Source organism: Flavobacterium cerinum (assembly GCF_024496085.1).
Taxonomy (GTDB): Bacteria; Bacteroidota; Bacteroidia; order Flavobacteriales; family Flavobacteriaceae; genus Flavobacterium; species Flavobacterium cerinum_A.
In genome coordinates, this window is the sequence record NZ_CP101751.1 from 3,933,669 (window position 1) to 3,955,404 (window position 21,736).

Sequence of the window (21,736 nt, forward strand, 5' to 3'; positions counted from 1 at the left end):
GGTAATGAAAATACTTTTAGTAGGGGAATACAGCCGGCTCCACAATTCTTTAAAGGAAGGTTTGGTGGCTTTAGGACATCAGGTCGTATTGGTCGGTTCCGGTGATAATTTTAAAAATTATGCTGTCGATTATTCCATTCGAACAAGCTGGACAACTCGCTACTGGCTGCCGCGTAAACTTAAAAATGCGATTTACCGTTTTACCGGACTGGATTTGGAGATGACCGAACGTGCGTTTCGTTTTTATTTTTTGTTACCTCAACTAAAAGGTTTTGATCATATTCAATTGATCAATTCGGATGCTTTGGAAACCCATCCGTTTTGCAGTCGGTCGCTGTATCGCAAATTGTTTGCTCAAAATCCAAACTGTACTCCTTCTTTACTGATTTGCGGCGATGAAACTCCGGTAAATGATTATCTTTTACAGGACAAACTGAAATACTCGGTGCTTACTCCTTATTTAAAGGATCATTCGTTACGATCGCAATTCGAATATTCGCTGAAATATACTTATCCGAATTACCGGAAGCTTTTTAATTGGGTTGCAGCGCATTGTAAAACCATGATTGTCTCCGATCTGGACTATAAAATCCCTATGGAAGCAATGGATTATCCGGTTACTTTTATCCCGAATCCGATTAATAGTGAAACGATTCCTTGTTGTCCGAACGACAATATGACTCCTATTGTGATCTTTTTAGGCATCAACCGCTTGAGTTATACCAAAAAGGGGATTTCTTATTTTGAAAAAGCACTGGCGATCATCAGCGAAAAATATAGCACGCAAGTTGATATTATCGTTACCGAAAATGTCCCGTACGATATTTATATTCATTCCTATAATAAGGCTCATATTGTACTGGATCAGATTTATGGGTTTGATCAGGGTTATAATGCTCTGGAAGCGATGGCGAAAGGTAAGGTTGTTTTTACCGGAGCAGAAACAGAATTTACCGAACATTACAACCTGAAAGAACGCGTTGCTGTAAATGCCATTCCAAATGTTGCATCTCTTGTCTCCGAATTAGCGTTTCTGATTGAAAATCCGGCCGAAATAAGGGCTATCGGTATACGGGCGCGGGATTTTATCGAAAAAGAACATGCTTATAAAACAATTGCAAAACGGTATCTGGATTCCTGGAAATCTGTAGATTAATTGTTTTTTAGAATATTTGTAACAACCAACCAACGCTTCATATCTTCTTTTTCGCTTTCCCAATCGCGACCTACATTCTTTTTTCTTAACTCGGCAGGAAGTCCGCCTATAATACTATGAGGTTCCAATTCGGAATAATCTTTGTTGCACAGGCTGCTAGAGGCTACCGAACAATAATCCGGTAAAACCGTTTTTTGCATTATCGAAACGCGGTTGCCGATATAAATATAACTTCCAATTCTGATAGGTTCGGAAACCGGATATTTTTCACCGGTTATTTTATTTTCCATGGGATGAAAATTGGTATCAATAATCTGCGTATCGGCTCCCGTCTGAACATAATTTCCGATGATAATACTATGGGTACAAATCGTTTTACTGTTTGTTGCCAATGAATTCATGTTGCCAAATTCGCAATAGGCATTTTCACCAACATATAAAAAGTAATCTTTCCCAAATTGGGTATAGCCGTTAAAAACTAATGTTCCGGCTATTTTTATTTCTGCGGTTCCGCGATGAACGGTATTCATCTCATAACGTTGTCCGAATCCGATCATTCCGAGTTCTAACGGCGCATTGATAGTTACTTTTCCCGTTAGCCTTTGAAATTTCACTTTTCCGTAAAAAAACACCGGCAGTTTTTTAGCCTGATCAAACGGAAACATCTTAAAATTAAAATACAGTGTCTTTATCCAGTTTACCGTACTAAAGAACAATAGTTTATGATGTATTTTTTTTAATCTTCTATAAATGCCCATCCTTTTTTTGTTTTAAAAACCGGTTAACAACACCTCGTATGTCCATTTTTTTATCTAACTGATATACCGAATAAAGTGAAGCCAACAAAAACAGGAACACTTGTAAACCATATCGCAACAGAAGATTATCGAGATCACTTAATAAAAAAACCAATATACACATTATGCTGCTCAGCAAAAATACTTTATTGAATGCGTTTTCAAAATATACGTTATATCTTTTACGTGTAATCGCAATTATAACCACCAGATGAATAATGTAATATAGTAGTGAGCTTATTCCTAACCCTTCCAATCCATAGTAATAATAGCCCAACAGGTTTAACAATATGGACAAGCTGTTAAAGAATAATGCTGTTTTTATAAACATTCGGGAATCATCTTTTACAATCATAATATAACCCAATGACCAGGAAACCGCTTTAAAGAGCATTCCTACTATTCCCCATTTTACCATGGCAATTATCGGTAAAAACTTAGCCGAATACAATGCGATGATCATGTAAGGCATTACAATTATAAATGCGATAATCACCGGTGTTATTAATAAAACGGCTACGTAAATTTGTTGGTTTACAAAGACATTTATTTTTTGAAGATCGCTCGATATCGCGGCCAACTTCGGGTAATAATCGGTTCCCATGGCGTTGAATATCAATCCAACATAGGTATTAATGATGACAAAACCGGCGTTAAACAAGCCTACTTCACTGACACTTCCGGTATTACTTATAAAAATCTGAAGGATATAACCGGCAATTAAAATGTAAATACTGTTTAAACTCAGCATAAATCCTAATTGCAACATGCTTTTTCCTTCTTGTACGATTTCTCCGGAAGCCAGACTTACTTTTTTTATTTGCAGCTTTTTTACAAAAAAAGCCGTAACCAAATACATGATCAAATAGGTAGCAATAATAACCGGTGCGATGGCTTCTGTTTTCCAGAAATAATATAACGGAACAATCAGCAGCAGCCCTATAGCATTACCGTAAAGACTTGATTTTGCAAAGTATTTATGATTTTGTAATCCTTGTAGTATTGTCGTATTCCTGACAGATAATTGTCTGAAAAATAATGCTATCGCTACTAGTATAAATGAAAAAATGTATTCATAATTTCCAAAAGAAAGTTGACTAAGCCAGGGTGACAGTAGTATCGTAATTCCCGCTCCTAAAATTCCCGCCCAAAAAAGTAATGTTGAAAACACCTTTATTATTCTGGCGACCTTCTCCGGACCTTGTGTTTTGGCTATCGAAATATCTTTTACAGCACTCGTTTCCAATCCGAGGTTAGAAAACCCGCCGATAAGATTTAATGTTGCATTAAGTAATCCTGCAATTCCCATTCCCGCCGGGCCTATTAAAACGGCTATGATTTTGGAACGGATAATCGAAACCAGTATATTGAATACCTGTACACCTCCAAAGATAGAAGTTGCTTTTAAGATATGTCGATATGCTGTTTGGCTGTTTCCGGACATAAGCAGGACTTTCCGTGTTTAGTAGTTGTTTAACGTTTGGATAATATAATCCACTTCTGTGTCCGTTAACGTCGAATTTAAAGGCAAACTCAATACTTCCCGATGAATTTTTTCCGATATCGGAAATGACAATCCGTGAAACTGCGGTAATGCTTTTTGCTGATGCGGCGGAACCGGATAATGGATTAACGTACCAATCCCTTTTTCGTTCAGATAAGCCGCTAATTGCGTTCTGTCTTCCGTACGGATAACAAACAAATGAAAAACATGATTTTCCGAAAAATCATAATAAGGTAATTCAATTTTCGGATTTCGGATTTCGGAGACATATCGTTTTACTATCGCTCTTCTTTTGGCACCTTCTTCATCGGCATAAGGCAATTTGATATTCAATATCCCCGCCTGAAATTCATCCAAACGACTATTATATCCGATATGATCATTTATATATTTTACTTCCGAACCGTAATTTCGAAGCGAGTACAACATTCGGGCCAGCTCCGGATCGTTTGTGGTTACCGCTCCTGCATCACCCAAAGCGCCTAAATTCTTACCCGGATAAAAGCTAAATCCTGCGGCATGTCCCCAGTTTCCGGCTTTTTTCCCGTTTAAGGTTGCTCCGTGTGCCTGAGCAGCATCTTCAATGACCAATAAGTTATACTTTTCAGCTATTCGGTTAATCGGAACCATATCTGCTAATTGTCCGTATAAATGAACAGCTAATATCGCCTTCGTTTTTTCCGTTTGTATTTTTTCAATCTCCAACGGATTGATATTATAGGTTGCAAGATCCGGCTCGACCATTACCGGAACAAGTTCTGCCTGTAAAACCGCCAGAATACTCGCTATATAGGTATTTGCCGGCACCAGCACCTCATCTCCTTTTTGTAATTTTCCTAACTCAATATACGCTTTCAGAATTAAAGTCAGCGCATCCAATCCGTTTCCTACTCCGATGCAGTGCTTAACACCACAATAGTCGGCAAAACCGGATTCAAACGTTTTGACTTCATTTCCTAATATATACCAACCGCTATCGAGAAAAGATTCTAATTTCTCTTTAAATCGCGTTTCATACGGTTTGTTCAGTTTCTTTAAATCTAAAAAGGGTATTTTCATAATGGTAAGCTATAAAAATCCTGGGTAAAAATCTCGCATCCCAATTCTTCTTTTTGTTTTAATAATCCGGGGTTATACTCTTTCCCTTCATTCAAGCTAACGGTTCCCATATCAAAAAAGTATTTGCCCTCTTCTTTAAATTTCAAAATCAGGGTGATAAAAAGAAAATCCAAAGCGCGCAAACTTTCACCATCAGTGGTTGTCGCTCCGTATTGCGATTTTACGACGTTTTTATCCATAAAAAGAGTAATTCCGGCAAGAATTTCGTTCTCTTTATAAACCGAATACTGTTGAATATTTTCGGGAAATCGTTGTTGTAAAAGGGTAATTTCTTCGAGAGTATGCACCGGTTTTGCATCATATCTTTCAGCTAATCTCGGCTCCAGAACTTTTGTCCAGAAAGTAGACAAGTCCTGTTCGTTTCTAATGTCAAGTTCTTCGTTTTCCGGTTTCCGGTAACGTTTTAATTTACTTTTCGCAATTTGTAACGGTTTCTGATAGTCAATCGCCAGACTCATATCGCTGCGAAATAAAGTAGCTCCGTTGCGAATCAAAAAATTATGCCATTCTCTAAATTCGCCGGCTGTATAAAAAGACGGTCGGAATTTAATAACAAACCGCACCAGTTCCGTTGTTTTAAGATACCCGATTAACTCAGAAAATAAACGATCGGAAAAAGCACCGCCCCGATTTTCGTTCAGCAATAATCCGCCATAGGTTAAACCGCCGTGCGAATGCAGTTCATTTGCTTTTCGATTAGCCGGTACTATTGCAACCAGATTGTCATTTTCAAAGACCAGTAAGGAATAATCTTCAAACCGATCTTTATGATATTCCATAAAATTCCGATGAAAAAGAAAAGTGCCGTTTTGGGACCGATTGACAAAATCATTCCACAAATTATAATCTTTTTCGCTATATTTTCTTATTCTAAAATTTTCCACGCAAGCTGCATAAACTTTGGAAATTTACTACTTTTTTGCCAATTTTTTGTTTTTGATTTCATTCATTTTGATACCTATTAGTTTTTTGGCATTCAAATAATTACTAAATTTAGAACCGTCAAATCTAAAATGTAATGCCCCTGAATCAAAAATTACGCTACTTTATTTGTTTATTTTCTGTCCTGTTTACCTCGGTAACAATGGCACAGGACATCAGTCTTTTTAATCAATTTAACGGGCGGTATGATTTTACATTTATCGGCAATACGCTCAATCCGGAAGAGAACTCCTTTCAGCTTGCGCCTACTATTTTCACCAGTTCTTCGGCTACATTAAATCTGGCTTCCGGAAACACAATCGAAAAAGCCTATTTATACTGGGCGGGTTCCGGACCCGGTGATTTTGACATCAAACTAAACAATACCCCTATTCGTCCCGACCGAACTTTTAGCTATCAACGCAATGCCTCCGGAATCATTCTCGATTATTTTAGTGCTTTTAAAGATGTTACAGATCTCGTATTACAGTTTGGGAACGGTACATTTACAGTTTCCGATCTGGATGTTACCCCTTATATTGCACAACATTTTATAAGACGAACCAATTTTGCAGGATGGGCTATCATTGTTGTCTATAAAAATGAGGCACTTCCGCTAAACCAACTAAATGTTTATGACGGAATGCAAGCAGTTCCGGATGAAATCAGCATTACATTATCCAGTCTGAATGTAATTGATAATCAAAATGCGAAGATCGGTTTTCTGGCCTGGGAAGGCGATAAAGATATTCTGATCAACGAAACACTGCGGATTAACGGTAATATTTTGAGTAATCCGCCTTTAAATCCGGAAAACAATGCTTTTAACGGAACCAATAGTATTACCGGAAGCGATACGTTATACAACATGGATCTTGATGTTTACGACATTCAAAACAATATTGATATCGGCGATACTTCTGCTACAATTCAACTGACTTCCGGTCAGGATTTTGTGATGATCAACGCAATTGTAACCAAATTAAACAGTCAGCTACCGGACGCTTCTATAAGTATTGATCATATTGAAACGCCTTGTAATTCCCGAACTGTCAATGTTGATTTCACGGTTTACAATCTCGAAAGTACCAATCCGCTACCGCAAGGCACGCGGGTCAAAATTTACGCCAATGATCTGCTTGCAGGCACTTATCAAACACTGACCACTATTGTCATTGACGGCTATGAAACACAATCGGTCACCTTATTAATTCCGGAGACAGTAACATCACCTTTTACCTTAAAAGCTGTAGTCGATCCGGACAATACAGTAACGGAAATCGATGAAAACAATAATGACGCTACTGTTACCGTTACATTTCTTGTTTCTCCACAGGTAAATCCATTACAACCGATAAAGGTTTGCAACAAAGGAGACGGAACCGGTTATTACGATTTTTCAACTTATGAAGCACTGGTTAAAACCGATCCTTCTCAAACAGTAAGTTTTCATGAATCTGATGCAGATGCCCATGAAAACAGCCATCCGATCTACGATACACATCATTATTTTGCGGCGCATTCGCCAAAAGAGATTTTTGTCCGCGTAGCAGATGAAAACTGCTATACCGTTACGTCTTTTATTTTAAGAACCTATAATTGTCCGCCTACGGTATACAATGCGGTTTCGGCCAACGGAGACGGCCTTAATGATACTTTTTTTATTAAAGGGCTACGAACAATCTTTTTAAACTTTGAACTGTATATCTACAATCGTTGGGGCAAACTGGTATGGAGTGGTGATCATCATTCTGATGACTGGAACGGACTTATAAAAGACGGTATTGGTAACCAATTGGCACCGGAAGGCACTTATTTTTATATATTAAAGCTAAACGATCCGGATTATCCCGATGATCTGACCGGTTTTCTATATCTTACCCGTTAGGCGGGTTCCGATGTTCCAGTGTTGGTAACGACCATTGGAATTTAACCGCCATTAGTCGGATTACAATAATAACAACCGAAGTTGTCAGATACAAAACATCTTCCTGAACATTCCATTTTCGCAACAGGAAAAACACAACACCGCCAATAATACATATCGTGGCATAGATTTCTTTTCGAAAAATAACCGGTATATCATTACAAAGAATATCGCGTATCACACCACCGAAACAAGCTGTCATCGTACCCAATGCGATACAGATAATCGGATGCAGATGAATTGCAATCCCTTTTTCCAATCCGATTAAGGTAAAAACACCTAATCCTACCGTATCAAACAAAAACAGTGAGGTTCGCAGTTTATCTAAACTTTTACGGAATACCAAAGCTAAAAAATAGCCGATGGTAATCATATAAACATAATCCAGATTTTGCATCCAGCCAACCGGAGTTCTTCCGATCAGTACATCGCGTAAAGTACCACCGCCCACAGCTGTTACGAAGGCAATAATAAACACGCCGAACGGATCCATTTTTTTATTCATGGCCGTCAAAGCTCCGGATAGCGCAAAAGCCATCGTCCCTAAAATATCCAATAGTTGAAACATGTGTTCGTGTATTAACGTAATTATTACATATTACGGGTATAGTAATTGTAATCTTTTAAAATAGTTCGGATAAAATCACTGTCGTTTCCGGATTGACTTTTGATTCCGGTTACAGCTTCTATCTTTTCTCTCAGTTTATAAATAATCGTAAAATCCTCTGCTGCTAAAGCCGATTCAAAAGTTTCCTTTACAATTCGTACATCGTTATCCGAAAGTTTGATCACCAAATCGTATATCGGCACATAACCGGCATCGATTTCCTGAAGTATCGTATGATTGATATTGATATTTTGTTTCAGACTGATTACCGCTGTTCCGGCTGCCATATCACCCAATCGCTGACTTTTTTTACTGACTAAAATACTGATCAGACCAATAACACCACTTCCGATACTAATCTCCACAATGCGAAACAGCCAACGGATCAGATAATCACCGAAACCGGCCTGATAACCATCAATTTTGATCACTTTTATTTTCATTACTTTTTTACCGATGGTTTGCCCTTCCAGTAAACTTTCCTGCAACAAAGAGTAAAGCATAACCGGTAAAGCCAACAGCATTAGTATAGCACTGATTGTCCATTGATCTGCTCCATTAAAGTACTTGTTCAAGTCAAAAAGATAGAAAAGAACATAAATAACAACTATAAAATAGGCAATTTTTACCAGTGTATCCAAAATTTCCGCTACGATTCTTTCACCTATTGTAGCCGTTTTAAAACTTATACTAACATTTTGTGTTGTAACGATGGATAATTCTGACATATTTTATACTTTAGCTGTTTGTGAATTATGAGAGAAGTTGCATTTATAAAACAAAATAAAGAAAAATGGCTTGAATTTGAGCAAGCAATTTTCGGTAAATCTAAGAAAAATCCTGATGAGCTTGCCAGTTTATATATTCATCTGATGAATGATCTGGCTTATGCTCAAACCTATTATACTAAAAGTAAGACGGTTGTTTACCTGAATTATCTGGCATCACAAACTTACCAAAAAGTTTACAAAACCAAAAGAGAGGAAACCAATCGTCTGGTCTATTTTTTTAAAACAGAAGTACCGATGCTGGTTTATCAGTACCGGCGTTATCTTTTGTATGCTTTTATCCTATTCTTTGTCTGTACCGGAATTGGCGTATTATCAGCTCATAATGACGCTACTTTTGTTCGTCTTATTTTGGGTGACGGTTATGTAAATACTACTTTGGAAAACATTAAAGACGGTAATCCCGTAGCGATATATAAAAGCGGAAGTGATTGGGGCAGTTTTATCGGCATTACCATTAACAATCTAATGGTAGGAATGCGCTGTTATATTTATGGTGTTTTTGGCGGAATCGGAACCTTTTTTGTCCTGATACAAAATGCTATTATGCTGGGCTCTTTTCAATACTTTTTTTACCAACAAAATGTTTTCTGGGAAAGTGTACGCGGAATCTGGATTCACGGAGCGATGGAAATTTTTGCCATCGTTATCGAATCGGCAGCCGGATTTATTTTAGGAGCCAGTATTTTATTCCCGCAAACATTCTCCAGACTGCATTCGTTTAAAACCGGATTAAAAAACAGCCTAAAAATCTTTTTGAGTACGATGCCGTTTACAATTGCAGCCGGATTCCTGGAAGGTTTTATCACTCGGTATTCCATCGTGATGCCTCGCTCTTTAAATGTATTTATCATTTTAGGAACTCTGGCTCTTATTTCCTTTTATTATTTGATTTACCCTTATATTGTCAATAAAAAAATAACCAAAAAACATGTTTCAGCTCTTTAAAAAAAGAAATTTCAACGATCTGATCGGTGATACCTTTATCTTTTTCAAACTTTACGGAAAACATTATTTTAAAAATTACCTGATCATCAATGGGGGATTTCTACTGGTATTACTAGTGCTTGTTTTTTTCGTTTTTAAAATATTTTACGAGGGACTGTTTTCCGGTCTGAACAGTAACATGCCGGAAAATCAATTTGAAGCTTTTATTATGGACAATTTGGTACTGTTTCTCGGTTCCGGTGTTTTATCTGTTTTACTACTTCTTATCATTACGATGATCAGTTATCTTTATCCTGTAGTATATCTGGACTTGCTATCCAAAACAAAAGAATTCGACACCAATGACATTATAAAACGTTTTAAAGATAAAATCGGTCGGGTAATTTTATTTTTCATACTATCCCTTGTAATAGCCCTACCCTTTTTAGGTTTACTATTTATGCTATGCTTTCTTTTGGTTTTTGTACTGATCGGTATTCCGATGTTGCTGATTATGATACCGGCTGCAAGCGCCTGGCTCCTATTAAGTTTCTACCACTACATCGCTACAGATGCTGATTATTTTACTTCGTTAAGCAAAGCGATGCAGATGTTACGAAATAAATTCTGGCCGATTGTAGGTTCTACCTTTATTATGTATCTGATCATTCAGACCATTGTGGGCATTATTTCGATGATTCCTTATGTAATAGGAATATTCAGTGCGTTTACCTCATTTCAAGATCCGAATACTTTCGATTCCCAAAATGCGGTTTCGATTATGATGATCTCGGTAATGATACTATTCCTGCTGTCTGTTTTACTGAATTTCTTTATGCAAAACCTTTTACTGGTAAACAACGGAGTGATTTATTATAGTCTTAGAGAAGAAGCGGAAAACAACAGTCCGAAAAATGATATTGATTTGATTGGTACTCAAAGTGAATAAAATTCTTTTATATATAATCCTGATTACAACCTCTTTTATTGCTTATCCGCAAGCCAATACAGAAGAGGTAATTCCTTATACCGAACAGGAAAACCGATATGTGGAAATGTATTCGGATACTACTTCTGTTACACCGTTACAATTTCGACCGCAATTTAAAGAAAACTATTCCGGTAGTGATTTTCAGTATGAAACGATGGTAAAAGATCGTAGTAGCTGGGAAAAATTCAAAAACTGGTTCTTGTATTGGCTTAGCCGTATTTTTTCCTTTGGCTTTAATAAAACCAGTTCCTCTGCTCTGGAAATCACACTAAAGATAATCGCCTTTCTGATTATTCTGTTTGTCGTTTATATGATTGCTAAATCCATTATCAACAAAGAAGGAAGCTGGATATTCGGCAAATCATCGAAAAAGAAGATTGACACTTCCGACATCGAACAGGAAGACATTCACATGATCAACTTTGAAAAGATGATCCGTGATTCTAAAAACAATAACGATTACCGATTGGCTATTCGTTATTATTATTTGTGGCTTTTAAAACGCTTAACCGATAAAACCGTAATTGAATGGGATATCGAAAAAACTAACTCGGATTATCTGTATGAAATCAGTGATTTGAAGCTACGCAAAGACTTTGCTTACCTTTCGTATATCTATGATTATAGTTGGTATGGTGAATTTACACTGGACGAGACTGCTTTTATCCGATCGGAAAAGGCATTCCTGAACACTTTTAATTCCTTATAAATGAATCGGACTTTAAAAATATACATCGCTTTTCTGGTTTTGATCATTGTTGGAATTATCGCCATTGATTCCGGCAGACCCAAACCGATTAACTGGTCGCCAACATATGCAACTCAGGATAAAATTCCGTTCGGACTTTTTGTGTTCGACAAGGAGATTCAAAACCTGTTACCGGGGCAAAAAATTGAACGTTTCGGCAATTCTGTTTATGAATTTCTGGATCCGAAATACAGCTATACCGATTCGACTTATACCACTAAAGGAACCATCCTGTTAATTGGTCAGCTACATAATATTGATGCTACATCAGCAACTGAGTTATTGTATTTTGTTGAACATGGAAACACGGCTTTTTTAAGTATGCAGTCGTTTCCTGATATATTAAAAGATTCGCTCAAATTTGATTTTAGTAACGGTCTGTATCTGAATAATAAGTTGCAGTTAAAACTTACCGGAAATAATTTTAAAAACAAAACGTATCACTTTGACAAAGGGGCCGATAACATTTACTTTAGCCGTATTGATTCGACCAATACTCAAGTATTAGGTTACCAGCAAACCGATTCCGTCAGAAATGCTAATTTTATCCGAATCCCTTACGGTGCCGGCTATTTTCTGTTACATACACAACCGGCAGCCTTTTCGAATTACATGCTATTAAAAGATCGAAATGCCGAATATTGCGAGGCCATTTTATCCTTTATTCCGAAAAAAACCGTTTACTGGCAATCCTTGCATTTTAACGATGAAAACATTTCCGGTTCACCGATGCGTTACATACTCAGTCAACCCGCCTTAAAATGGGCCTGGTATCTTTTCCTGATCGGAATGTTTATCTTTATGCTCTTTAATGCAAAACGCCGTCAACGGGTTATCCCGATTAAAGAACCGGTACCGAATACTACTGTCGATTTCACCAAAACCATCGGTAATTTATACCTACAGGAAGGCAGTCATTACCTTATCATTGAAAAGAAGATCATTTATTTTCTCGAAAAAATACGAACGGAATATATGATTGACACTTTCTATCTGGATGAAACTTTCATTAACAAGTTACACCAGAAAACCGGAAAAGATCCGGCATTGATCGAAAATGTAATCCGTTTGATCCAAAAACACCGGAGTACTGTAATATCCACCCAAAAGGATGTTATTGAAATTAGTAAAGCAATAGAAAAATTAAAGTAATATGGATACTTTCAAAAATACCCCAACAGAACAACAATCCGACAACGTAAATTTCGAAACAAGACTGGATTTATCAGCCCTTTTAGAGAGCGTAAACAAAATAAAAAGAGAATTGGGAACCGTAATCGTAGGTCAGGAAAAAATGATCGATCAGCTTTTGGCGGCTATCCTTTCTAACGGACATGTCCTTTTGGAAGGTGTTCCCGGAGTAGCAAAAACCATTACAGCCAAGCTCCTTTCCAAAACACTGGCTTTGCAATTTAACCGAATCCAGTTTACTCCGGATTTAATGCCGTCGGACATTTTAGGAACATCCGTTTTCGACTTATCAAAATCGGCATTTGAATTTAAAAAAGGACCTGTTTTTTCCAATTTTGTACTGATCGATGAGATCAATCGGGCTCCGGCCAAAACACAAGCGGCTCTTTTTGAAGTTATGGAAGAACGTCAGATCACAATTGACGGCAAAACCTATATATTAGACGCTCCTTTTCTGGTAATTGCGACACAAAACCCGATTGAACAGGAAGGAACGTATCGCCTGCCGGAAGCGCAATTGGATCGTTTTCTGTTTAAAATCAACATTGATTATCCGAATCTTCAGGAAGAAATTGCAATTATCCAACGGGAGAATGCACTTCAAGACCGGAACAAACTGGAATCCGTACAGCAAATCGTTACGCAAAGCGACCTTTTAAAATACCAGAATCTGGTAAAACAAATTTTAATCGAACAAAACCTGATCGAATATATCGCAAAAATTGTATTGAATTCTCGAGAGAATCCTTTTCTGTATTTAGGCGCTTCACCAAGGGCTTCGATTGCCATTCTGAATGCGGCAAAAGCTTTTGCAGCTTTACGCGGTCGTGATTTTGTAACGCCTGAAGATATTAAAGAGGCAGCCGTACCGGTATTACAACACCGTGTTGTTGTGAGTCCGGAACGCGAAATGGAAGGAATTACCAGTGCCGAAATCATCAAACAGATTGTCGACACTGTTGAAATACCAAGATAATAATCCGTTTTTATTCTAATTTTTTACAGCCATAACTTTGAATTTCTTTAAAAAACTATACCTCAACAATTTCTTTTTCTATGCCCTGCTCGGAATCATAGTAAGCTTTGTTTTGGCTTATTTCTTCGAAGGATTGTACCGCGTAAGCTGGATATTTCTGTTGCTGTTACTGGCGTTTACAAGTATCGACATCCTTTTGTTGTTTACTAACAGGAAAGGTATAAAAGCGTCACGGGTACTCCCGGAAAAATTGTCTAATGGCGATGAAAACCCGATTACGGTCAAATTAAACAATGATTATTCTTTCGATATTAACCTGAAGATTATCGATGAAATTCCGTTCCAGTTCCAGGTTCGGGATTTTGAAGTAATCCGGAAATTAAAATCACAACAAAAAGATCAGTTTCAGTACTTTTTACGGCCAACCGAAAGAGGGGAATATACATTCGGAAATCTGAATATTTATGTTGCCACTCCGCTCCGACTCGTTTCTAAAAGATACACATTCGATCATAATCAGACTCTTCCGACGTATCCTTCTTTTATCCAACTACGGAAGTATGATCTGATGGCTTTCTCAAATAATCTGTTTCAATATGGTGTAAAAAAGATACGCCGTATCGGTCATTCCATGGAATTCGAACAAATTAAAGAATATGTACAAGGTGATGATATCCGAACACTGAACTGGAAAGCGACCGCCAAACGAAATCAGTTAATGATCAATCAGTTTCAGGATGAGAAATCTCAGAATGTATATATGATTATCGATAAAGGCCGGACGATGAAGATGCCTTTCAACGGGTTAAGTCTCCTGGATTATTCCATCAATGCTACTTTGGCATTGTCGAACGTTATTCTAAAAAAACAGGATAAAGCCGGAATGCTTACGTTTTCCAAAAAACCGGAAAACAGAGTAGTCGCTGAGCGCAGACAATCCCAGATGCGTTTTATCATGGAAGCGCTTTATAATGTTAAAACCGATTTCTTTGAAAGTGATTTTAGCCGCTTATATGTGGACATCAAAAAGAATATCAATCAGAGAAGTTTGATTCTGCTGTATACCAATTTTGAAACACTGGACGGATTACACCGGCAACTTCCCTATTTAAAAGGAATAGCCAAAAACCATTTACTTGTTGTTGTTTTCTTTAACAACACAGAACTCAATCAGTTAATCGACAAAAAAATAACCAATATACAAGAAGTATACGACCAGGTTATCGCCGAAAAATTTGCTTTTGAAAAACGACTGATCGTTAACGAACTAAAAAAATACGGAATCTATTCCGTACTCACACAACCGGAACATTTAACACTCGACACTATCAATAAATATTTAGAAATTAAATCAAGAGGAATACTTTAAACAAACATCAAAAAAACAAACATTAAAACAAAGCATGAAGAAAATTTTACTATTCGCCTTATTACTAATGACCTGTTTTCAAATTCAGGCACAAATAAAATTTGAAGAAGGCTACATCATTAAAAAAGGAAACGACCCGATGAAATGCTGGATCAAAAACCTGGATTGGAGAAACAATCCTAAAGAGATCGAGTATAAAAGAGATGAAAACGGAACCATTGAAACGGGGAACTTCAACAACATTAAAGAATTTGGTTTCACCAATCAAAAAGTAAAGTTTATCAGTGCCTGGATTAAATTAGATCGTTCGTCTGAAAAAATCGGTGCTTTAACCAAAAATCCGGATCCTGTTTTCCACGAAGAAGGCCAATTTTTAAGAGTCTTAGTCGAAGGTGCTGCTTCACTTTATTTATTTGAAGATGAAAACGCTTATAAATTTTTCTATTCTTATGACGGTTCCGAAATCGAACAGCTTATTTTCAAATCGTATTTAACTGAAGGCGTTGAAGTAAGAACCAACGAAGAATATAAAAATCAGTTATTAAAAACGCTAAAATGTGAGTCGATCACACGAGATATGTTACGTAAAATCAACTATCGCATCAATGATCTTACTGATATATTTGTAAAATACAATACGTGCAAAAATCCTTCGGCTCCGAATACATTCAAACAGGAAATCGTTCGTAAACAAGCCTTTCATCTTGCTTTACGTGCAGGACTAAACAGTACGTCCTCATCTTTCGACAGTCAGAGTAAAAATTTCGGAGAGCCTTATGTTGATTTCGGAAATAAAATGTCTTTTAGAATCGGTGCCGAATTAGAGTATATTTTACCGTTATACGGGAACAAATGGTCGATCATTCTTGAACCGAGTTATCAGTCGTACAAATCAGAAAAAGTACAGGACGGCGAAACTCATTCTATCGACTATAAATCCTTTGACATGCCGGTAGGCGTTCGCTATTATATGCATTTGAATGACAATTCGGCCTTATTTTTAAACGGTGTTTTCAGTTACAATATCGATTTAGGTTCAAAACTGATTTATACGGTTTATAAAAAACCAACTGAAATTACGATCGATCCGGTTTATAATTTTGCGATCGGTGCCGGTTACCGTTTTCAAAATCGTTACAGCTTCGAATTACGCTATAATCTGAATCGTGATCTTACAAACAGTGAGAACAAATACAAAAGTGAATACAAAACGGTTTCCTTTATCTTAGGATACCGATTATTCTAAATAAATAAAAATAACAAGGATACCTGTTATTCCTCCGGGTATCTTTGTTATATTTCTAAATTAAAGTTTACTTTTATCCTCAAAAAATAACGCATTTATTATTCTTCATCAATGAAACAAATCAGTAGTGTACAAAACCCTTTGATAAAATCGCTGATCCAACTACAGGATAAAGCCAAAAACCGGAAACAATCCGGCACTTTTGTCATTGAAGGGCAACGGGAAATCATGCTGGCACAAAAAGGCGGATACCAACTCATTACTGTTTTATTTTCACCGGAAATCATAACGCACCAACAAGTGCAGGAACTTATTGATCCGAATACCGATTTGATTGAAATCAGCAAAGAAGTATATCAAAAGCTGGCTTATCGCGATACGACCGAAGGGATCATTGCAGTAGCTCAATCAAAATCGTTGCAGTTATCTGATTTACAATTAAGAAAAAACCCGCTTATTCTCGTAGCTGAAGCTCCTGAAAAACCGGGAAACATAGGCGCTTTATTACGAACGGCTGATGCGGCTAATCTGGATGCCGTTATTATTGCCAATCCCAAAAGCGACCTTTATAATCCCAATATTATTCGTTCCAGCGTAGGTAGTTTGTTTACAACACAAATTGCAACCGGAACCACCGCAGAAGTGATTGACTATCTTAACGCAAATCACATTGCTATTTACTGTGCCACATTACAGGATTCGACTTACTATCACACTCAGGATTATACCGGATCAACGGCTTTGGTAGTCGGTACCGAAGCAACCGGTCTTACCGATGAATGGCGCGTGGCCAGCAAAAAAAATATTATCATCCCCATGGAAGGTGAAATCGATTCCATGAACGTTTCCGTAGCGGCTGCCATCTTACTATTTGAAGCAAAAAGACAACGCAGGATATAACCCCAAATTAATTATTGTATGATTATGAAAAAGTTTTTCTTTTTATTCTTATCCAGTTTTTCAATTTATGCTCAGATCAGTTCGCCCGAAATCGATGAACTGGTAGAAAGAACCCTGACCACATTTGATGTTCCGGGAATTGCTGTTGCTGTAGTAAAAGACGGTAAAGTGATCCATTCTAAAGGCTACGGAGTAAAATCAATAAAAACAAAAGAAAAGGTAAACGAAAATACATTATTCGGAATTGCTTCTAACAGTAAAGCTTTCACCAGTGCTTCTTTGGCTATTTTAGTCGATGAAAAAAAACTAGACTGGAATGACAAGGTTAAAAAATACATCCCGGACTTTAGGATGTATAATGACTATGTGACCAATGAATTTACAATTCTGGATCTGCTAACGCACCGTAGCGGACTTGGACTTGGAGCCGGAGATCTGATGATCTGGCCGGACGGTCATGATTTTACCTCAAAAGATATCGTTAAAAATATACAATACCTGAAACCGGTTTCCGGATTCCGAACCAAATATGATTATGACAACCTGCTGTATGTTATAGCCGGTGAAGTGATCGAAAAAGTAAGCGGTCAAAGCTGGGCCGAATTTGTCGAGCAGCACATTATGAAACCGTTGGAGATGAATAACAGTATCGGTTCCTGGAATCGCTTAAAAGACACCACCAACACTATAGTTCCGCATGTCCCGATCGATGGTAAATTACAGGTTATTAAACGCTATAAAAGCCCTATTCTGGATGCTGCCGGCGGTATTTATTCAAGCGTTAATGACATGAGTAAATGGGCATTGGTACAACTCCAACAAGGAAAATACGGATCGAATAAAGAGAAACGTTTATTTAGCGAAGAACAGCACAATGAAATGTGGACTCCGCAAACCATTTTACCCAACAGTACCTCAGCTCCTTATTACACATTGTTTAAAGCTTATGGTCTCGGATGGCAATTAAACGACGTAAAAGGCAAATTACAGGTATCACATACCGGCGGACTGGAAGGTATTGTAACCCAGGTTACATTATTGCCGGAACTCCAACTGGGTATTATTGTTTTTACCAATCAACAGTCGGGAGCGGCTTTTACAGCAATTACCAATACGATAAAAGACAGTTATCTCGGCATTCCTTATATCGATTATGTAGCCAAATACAGTCACCAGAAAATATCCAGTGAAGCCGAAGCCGATAAAGTAACCGGTGAAGTATGGAAAACCGTGGCATTAAATCATAAAAACAAAAACATAAAAATAGATTACAACAAACTGACCGGAACATACAAAGACAATTGGTTAGGTGAAATTGCGATTGTGGCGAAAGGAAAAAAATTACACTTTGTTTCCAAACGTTCTCCGCAGTTATCCGGTGAGATTTTCTTTTATAAAGACAATGTCTTTGCTGTAAAATGGTTTAACCGTTATTTTAATGCCGATGCTTTTATGTACCTGACGTATGACAATGAGGGTAAATTGCAAAACATTAAAATGGATGCCATTTCACCACTAACCGATTTCAGTTATGATTTCCAGGATCTGGATTTTAACCGAATCAAATAAATTCACAAAACGCTCTTAGGAGCGTTTTTTTATAGTTCAAATTTTAACATTATTTAGCAGCGAATCGCGTATGCAGACTTGCAAAAGTTATTTCTTTACACTAAATTTAGGAATTGAATGAATTGTTATGACTGAGATTGATTTAGAACAAGAAAACAAAGCAATTGCGCGCGAATACAAAGAATTGCTTCGCATTAGTTACCAAACCCTTACTGAAGAAGATAAAAAACTGATCCGTAAAGCTTTTGATGTAGCAGTTGATGCACATAAAGATCAACGTCGTAAATCCGGAGAGGCCTATATCTTCCATCCTATTGCCGTAGCTAAAATCGTAGCTTCCGAAATCGGACTCGGAGCCACTTCCATTGCCGCTGCGCTGATGCATGACGTCGTGGAAGACACTGATATCACAATTCAGGACATCGAAAAAATGTTTAATCCTAAAATCGCACAGATTGTTGACGGATTAACCAAAATCGCGAAAGTAAAAACCGATCAGGAAATATCAATGCAGGCGGAAAATTTCCGTAAAATGCTATTGACATTGAATGACGACGTACGTGTAATTTTAATCAAAATTGCCGATCGTTTGCACAACATGCAGACCATGGAAAGCATGGCCGATTATAAACAGGCTAAAATTGCTTCGGAAACCTTATACATCTATGCGCCGCTAGCCCATCGTCTGGGGCTTTATAATATCAAAACACAACTGGAAGATCTGGGATTAAAATATACCGAACCGGAAGTGTATCAGGATATTGTGAGCAAAATGAAAGAAACACGGGAGGAACAGGAAGCTTATATCAAGTCTATTTCCGATGTGCTTAAAAAGTCGCTGGACGATGAAAGCATTGAATATACCATGAAAGGGCGTCCCAAATCCATTTATTCGATTCGTCGTAAAATGCTGGTTCAGGGCGTAACCTTTGATGAAGTATACGACAAGTTTGCGCTTCGCATTATATACAGATCGAAACCACAGGAAGAAAAATTCCTGGCCTGGAAAATATATTCTATCGTAACAGATCATTACCGTCCGAGTCCGAGTCGTCTCCGCGATTGGATATCTTCTCCGAAATCAACCGGATACGAAGCCTTACACATTACCGTAATGGGACCGAAAGGACGTTGGGTAGAAATTCAGGTACGAAGCGAGCGAATGGATGAAATCGCCGAAAAAGGATACGCAGCACACTATAAATACAAACAAGGAGCAACAGAAGAAAACGGACTTGACGTTTGGTTAAACCAACTTAGAGAAGCACTCGAAAATTCGGAAACCAATGCTGTTGATTTCGTGGAAGATTTCAAACTGAATCTGTATTCCAAAGAAATCTATGTATTCACACCGAAAGGAGAAATCAAATCCTTACCGAAAGGAGCCACTTCTCTGGATTTTGCTTTTAGCATCCACTCCGAAGTCGGCGTACATACCCGCGGTACAAGAGTGAACGGAAAGCTGGTTCCGCTAAACCATGTTTTAAACAGCGGCGACCAGGTTGAAATTATCACTTCTCAAAATCAAAAGCCGAATGCAAGCTGGCTGGATTATGTAACCACATCCCGCGCCCGCAACAAAATCAAAAACGTACTGAACGAGAGTACGAAAAAAATCGCGGAAGACGGTAAAGAACTGCTAACACGAAAACTGAAACATTTAAAAATCACACTGAACGAGACCACCGTTAACGAACTGGTCAACTATTTCAAGTTACAAACCAGTCTCGATCTGTTTTATCGTGTCGGTGCCGGATTAATTGACAACCAACAGCTGAAGGATTTTGCCGCGCAGAAGAACAATACATTGATCAACTTCTTTAAGAACAAGATCAAACGTTCACCAAATGTACCACCGGAGCAACTGCATCGTAATGAGATCGTTAAAAATTACGACTTACTTGTTTTCGGAAAAGAGCAGGAAAAGCTGGATTACAAGTTATCCACTTGCTGCAATCCGATTCCGGGTGACGATGTTTTCGGTTTTATCACCATAAACGAAGGAATCAAAATACACCGTAAAGATTGTCCGAATGCTATAAGTTTACAATCAAATTACGCCTACCGAATTATTCCGGCCAAATGGATCGATTCGTCTCAGGAAGAATTCAAAGCCATTTTAAAAATTACCGGAATGGACACTTTAGGACTTACTAACGAATTAACGAAAGTAATCTCCAATCAGATGCACGTAAATATCCAAAGTATTGCTCTTAGCGGTGAAGCCGGGATATTTAACGGACAGGTAACCGTAGTCGTACAAAACAATACGATCCTCAAAAAACTGATCGACAATATCAAGAAAATTGACGGGGTCGATAAAGTAACCCGCGTCCACAAAAACTAAAAAACACTATTTTACAATAAACGCAAATAAGTACTTAATTCAACCTAAGTACTTATTTGTTTTTTAACCGTATCCGCTTTTCGTTAATAAAAAACTAAAATTTTACGTTTCCCCAACATTACCCGATCAAAACTTTAATCTCCAAAAAATAAAACTTATCTTTGCGGGTATTTCATACCAAACCTACTATGGAAAATAATAAAAATCAGGAAATTGTAAAAAACGTATTCACTAAATACCTGGAAGAGAAAGGGCATCGTAAAACACCCGAGCGCTATGCCATACTACAGGAAATTTACGATAGTGCCGAACATTTCGACATTGAATCGTTATACATCAAAATGAAAAACAAAAATTACCGCGTTAGTAGGGCTACACTTTACAATACGATCGAATTATTACTGGAATGCGGTTTAGTGAGAAGACATCAGTTCGGGCAAAACCAGGCGCATTACGAAAAGTCCTATTTCGACAAACAACACGATCATATCATTATGACCGATACCGGTGAAGTAATTGAATTTTGTGATCCGCGTATTCAAACAATCAAAAAAACGATTGAGGAAATTTTCGATATCGAAATCCACAATCATTCTTTATACCTGTACGGGCAAAAAAAACAGCATAAAGAAAACTAATCAACTACGTTTACA

At 37.6% G+C, this 21,736-nt stretch carries 19 protein-coding genes; 13 read left to right on the forward strand and 6 right to left on the reverse strand.

Annotated features, from left to right (window positions below):
- Positions 1-4 precede the first annotated feature (4 nt).
- Positions 5-1,156 (forward strand): glycosyltransferase, encoded by a 1,152-nt coding sequence (locus tag NOX80_RS17875; RefSeq protein ID WP_256551172.1) that lies wholly within the window; start codon positions 5-7, stop codon positions 1,154-1,156.
- Here NOX80_RS17875 and NOX80_RS17880 read toward each other — a convergent pair.
- From NOX80_RS17880 to NOX80_RS17895, 4 genes are read right to left on the reverse strand one after another with little or no spacing between them, the layout of a single operon-like run.
- Positions 1,153-1,914, reverse strand: a complete 762-nt coding sequence (locus NOX80_RS17880) for an acyltransferase (protein ID WP_256551173.1) — start codon at positions 1,912-1,914, stop codon at positions 1,153-1,155. The genes NOX80_RS17875 and NOX80_RS17880 overlap by 4 nt on opposite strands.
- Positions 1,901-3,397 (reverse strand): oligosaccharide flippase family protein, encoded by a 1,497-nt coding sequence (locus tag NOX80_RS17885; RefSeq protein WP_256551174.1) that lies wholly within the window; start codon positions 3,395-3,397, stop codon positions 1,901-1,903. The genes NOX80_RS17880 and NOX80_RS17885 overlap by 14 nt, the downstream gene beginning before the upstream one ends.
- Positions 3,398-3,415: 18 nt before the next feature.
- Positions 3,416-4,516, reverse strand: coding sequence for a DegT/DnrJ/EryC1/StrS family aminotransferase (locus NOX80_RS17890; protein WP_256551175.1), 1,101 nt, complete (start codon positions 4,514-4,516; stop codon positions 3,416-3,418).
- Positions 4,513-5,355, reverse strand: a complete 843-nt coding sequence (locus NOX80_RS17895) for a FemAB family protein (RefSeq protein ID WP_256551176.1) — start codon at positions 5,353-5,355, stop codon at positions 4,513-4,515. Before NOX80_RS17895 ends, NOX80_RS17890 begins: the two co-directional genes overlap by 4 nt.
- Before the next feature lie 305 nt (positions 5,356-5,660).
- On the opposite strand from NOX80_RS17895, the gene NOX80_RS17900 reads away from it, so the two are divergent.
- On the forward strand, positions 5,661-7,385 hold the full coding sequence (locus NOX80_RS17900; protein ID WP_256551177.1) for a gliding motility-associated C-terminal domain-containing protein: 1,725 nt from the start codon (positions 5,661-5,663) through the stop codon (positions 7,383-7,385).
- Here NOX80_RS17900 and NOX80_RS17905 read toward each other — a convergent pair.
- Entirely contained in the window at positions 7,375-7,992 is a 618-nt protein-coding gene (locus tag NOX80_RS17905; protein ID WP_256551178.1) for a trimeric intracellular cation channel family protein, read from the reverse strand. The two genes, NOX80_RS17900 and NOX80_RS17905, sit on opposite strands and share 11 nt — an antisense overlap.
- A gap of 23 nt (positions 7,993-8,015) precedes the next feature.
- On the reverse strand, positions 8,016-8,759 hold the full coding sequence (locus NOX80_RS17910; protein ID WP_256551179.1) for an RDD family protein: 744 nt from the start codon (positions 8,757-8,759) through the stop codon (positions 8,016-8,018).
- A gap of 27 nt (positions 8,760-8,786) precedes the next feature.
- On the opposite strand from NOX80_RS17910, the gene NOX80_RS17915 reads away from it, so the two are divergent.
- The 11 genes from NOX80_RS17915 to NOX80_RS17965 all read left to right on the forward strand — a co-directional run bounded on the left by NOX80_RS17915 (position 8,787) and on the right by NOX80_RS17965 (position 21,721).
- Positions 8,787-9,767 (forward strand): stage II sporulation protein M, encoded by a 981-nt coding sequence (locus NOX80_RS17915; protein ID WP_256551180.1) that lies wholly within the window; start codon positions 8,787-8,789, stop codon positions 9,765-9,767.
- A complete protein-coding gene (locus NOX80_RS17920; RefSeq protein ID WP_256551181.1) occupies positions 9,751-10,695 on the forward strand; it encodes a hypothetical protein in 945 nt (314 codons plus the stop codon). The genes NOX80_RS17915 and NOX80_RS17920 overlap by 17 nt, the downstream gene beginning before the upstream one ends.
- Positions 10,688-11,446, forward strand: coding sequence for a DUF4129 domain-containing protein (locus NOX80_RS17925; protein WP_256551182.1), 759 nt, complete (start codon positions 10,688-10,690; stop codon positions 11,444-11,446). The genes NOX80_RS17920 and NOX80_RS17925 overlap by 8 nt, the downstream gene beginning before the upstream one ends.
- The gene (locus NOX80_RS17930; RefSeq protein ID WP_256551183.1) at positions 11,447-12,637 is read left to right on the forward strand and encodes a DUF4350 domain-containing protein; all 1,191 of its coding nucleotides are present in this window, start codon (positions 11,447-11,449) and stop codon (positions 12,635-12,637) included.
- A 1-nt stretch (position 12,638) separates the two neighbouring features.
- A complete protein-coding gene (locus NOX80_RS17935; RefSeq protein WP_256551184.1) occupies positions 12,639-13,652 on the forward strand; it encodes an AAA family ATPase in 1,014 nt (337 codons plus the stop codon).
- Between the two features lie 37 nt (positions 13,653-13,689).
- On the forward strand, positions 13,690-15,021 hold the full coding sequence (locus NOX80_RS17940) for a DUF58 domain-containing protein (RefSeq protein WP_256551185.1): 1,332 nt from the start codon (positions 13,690-13,692) through the stop codon (positions 15,019-15,021).
- Positions 15,022-15,055: 34 nt separating this feature from the next.
- Positions 15,056-16,267, forward strand: a complete 1,212-nt coding sequence (locus tag NOX80_RS17945) for an outer membrane beta-barrel protein (protein WP_256551186.1) — start codon at positions 15,056-15,058, stop codon at positions 16,265-16,267.
- Between the two features lie 111 nt (positions 16,268-16,378).
- Entirely contained in the window at positions 16,379-17,167 is a 789-nt protein-coding gene (locus NOX80_RS17950) for a TrmH family RNA methyltransferase (RefSeq protein ID WP_256551187.1), read from the forward strand.
- A gap of 24 nt (positions 17,168-17,191) precedes the next feature.
- Positions 17,192-18,736, forward strand: coding sequence for a serine hydrolase (locus NOX80_RS17955; protein ID WP_256551188.1), 1,545 nt, complete (start codon positions 17,192-17,194; stop codon positions 18,734-18,736).
- A 127-nt stretch (positions 18,737-18,863) separates the two neighbouring features.
- A complete protein-coding gene (locus NOX80_RS17960) occupies positions 18,864-21,083 on the forward strand; it encodes a RelA/SpoT family protein (RefSeq protein ID WP_256551189.1) in 2,220 nt (739 codons plus the stop codon).
- Positions 21,084-21,271: 188 nt separating this feature from the next.
- Positions 21,272-21,721, forward strand: a complete 450-nt coding sequence (locus NOX80_RS17965) for a Fur family transcriptional regulator (protein ID WP_256551190.1) — start codon at positions 21,272-21,274, stop codon at positions 21,719-21,721.
- Positions 21,722-21,736: the final 15 nt, after the last annotated feature.

What these genes read in the sequence shown, in the direction of transcription:
- NOX80_RS17875 (WP_256551172.1), top strand. Translation starts at nt 5, where the DNA reads ATGAAAATACTTTTAGTAGGGGAATACAGCCGGCTCCACAATTCTTTA.
- NOX80_RS17880 (WP_256551173.1), bottom strand. Translation starts at nt 1,914, where the DNA reads ATGGGCATTTATAGAAGATTAAAAAAAATACATCATAAACTATTGTTC.
- NOX80_RS17885 (WP_256551174.1), bottom strand. Translation starts at nt 3,397, where the DNA reads ATGTCCGGAAACAGCCAAACAGCATATCGACATATCTTAAAAGCAACT.
- NOX80_RS17890 (WP_256551175.1), bottom strand. Translation starts at nt 4,516, where the DNA reads ATGAAAATACCCTTTTTAGATTTAAAGAAACTGAACAAACCGTATGAA.
- NOX80_RS17895 (WP_256551176.1), bottom strand. Translation starts at nt 5,355, where the DNA reads ATGGAATATCATAAAGATCGGTTTGAAGATTATTCCTTACTGGTCTTT.
- NOX80_RS17900 (WP_256551177.1), top strand. Translation starts at nt 5,661, where the DNA reads ATGGCACAGGACATCAGTCTTTTTAATCAATTTAACGGGCGGTATGAT.
- NOX80_RS17905 (WP_256551178.1), bottom strand. Translation starts at nt 7,992, where the DNA reads ATGTTTCAACTATTGGATATTTTAGGGACGATGGCTTTTGCGCTATCC.
- NOX80_RS17910 (WP_256551179.1), bottom strand. Translation starts at nt 8,759, where the DNA reads ATGTCAGAATTATCCATCGTTACAACACAAAATGTTAGTATAAGTTTT.
- NOX80_RS17915 (WP_256551180.1), top strand. Translation starts at nt 8,787, where the DNA reads ATGAGAGAAGTTGCATTTATAAAACAAAATAAAGAAAAATGGCTTGAA.
- NOX80_RS17920 (WP_256551181.1), top strand. Translation starts at nt 9,751, where the DNA reads ATGTTTCAGCTCTTTAAAAAAAGAAATTTCAACGATCTGATCGGTGAT.
- NOX80_RS17930 (WP_256551183.1), top strand. Translation starts at nt 11,447, where the DNA reads ATGAATCGGACTTTAAAAATATACATCGCTTTTCTGGTTTTGATCATT.
- NOX80_RS17935 (WP_256551184.1), top strand. Translation starts at nt 12,639, where the DNA reads ATGGATACTTTCAAAAATACCCCAACAGAACAACAATCCGACAACGTA.
- NOX80_RS17945 (WP_256551186.1), top strand. Translation starts at nt 15,056, where the DNA reads ATGAAGAAAATTTTACTATTCGCCTTATTACTAATGACCTGTTTTCAA.
- NOX80_RS17950 (WP_256551187.1), top strand. Translation starts at nt 16,379, where the DNA reads ATGAAACAAATCAGTAGTGTACAAAACCCTTTGATAAAATCGCTGATC.
- NOX80_RS17955 (WP_256551188.1), top strand. Translation starts at nt 17,192, where the DNA reads ATGAAAAAGTTTTTCTTTTTATTCTTATCCAGTTTTTCAATTTATGCT.
- NOX80_RS17960 (WP_256551189.1), top strand. Translation starts at nt 18,864, where the DNA reads ATGACTGAGATTGATTTAGAACAAGAAAACAAAGCAATTGCGCGCGAA.
- NOX80_RS17965 (WP_256551190.1), top strand. Translation starts at nt 21,272, where the DNA reads ATGGAAAATAATAAAAATCAGGAAATTGTAAAAAACGTATTCACTAAA.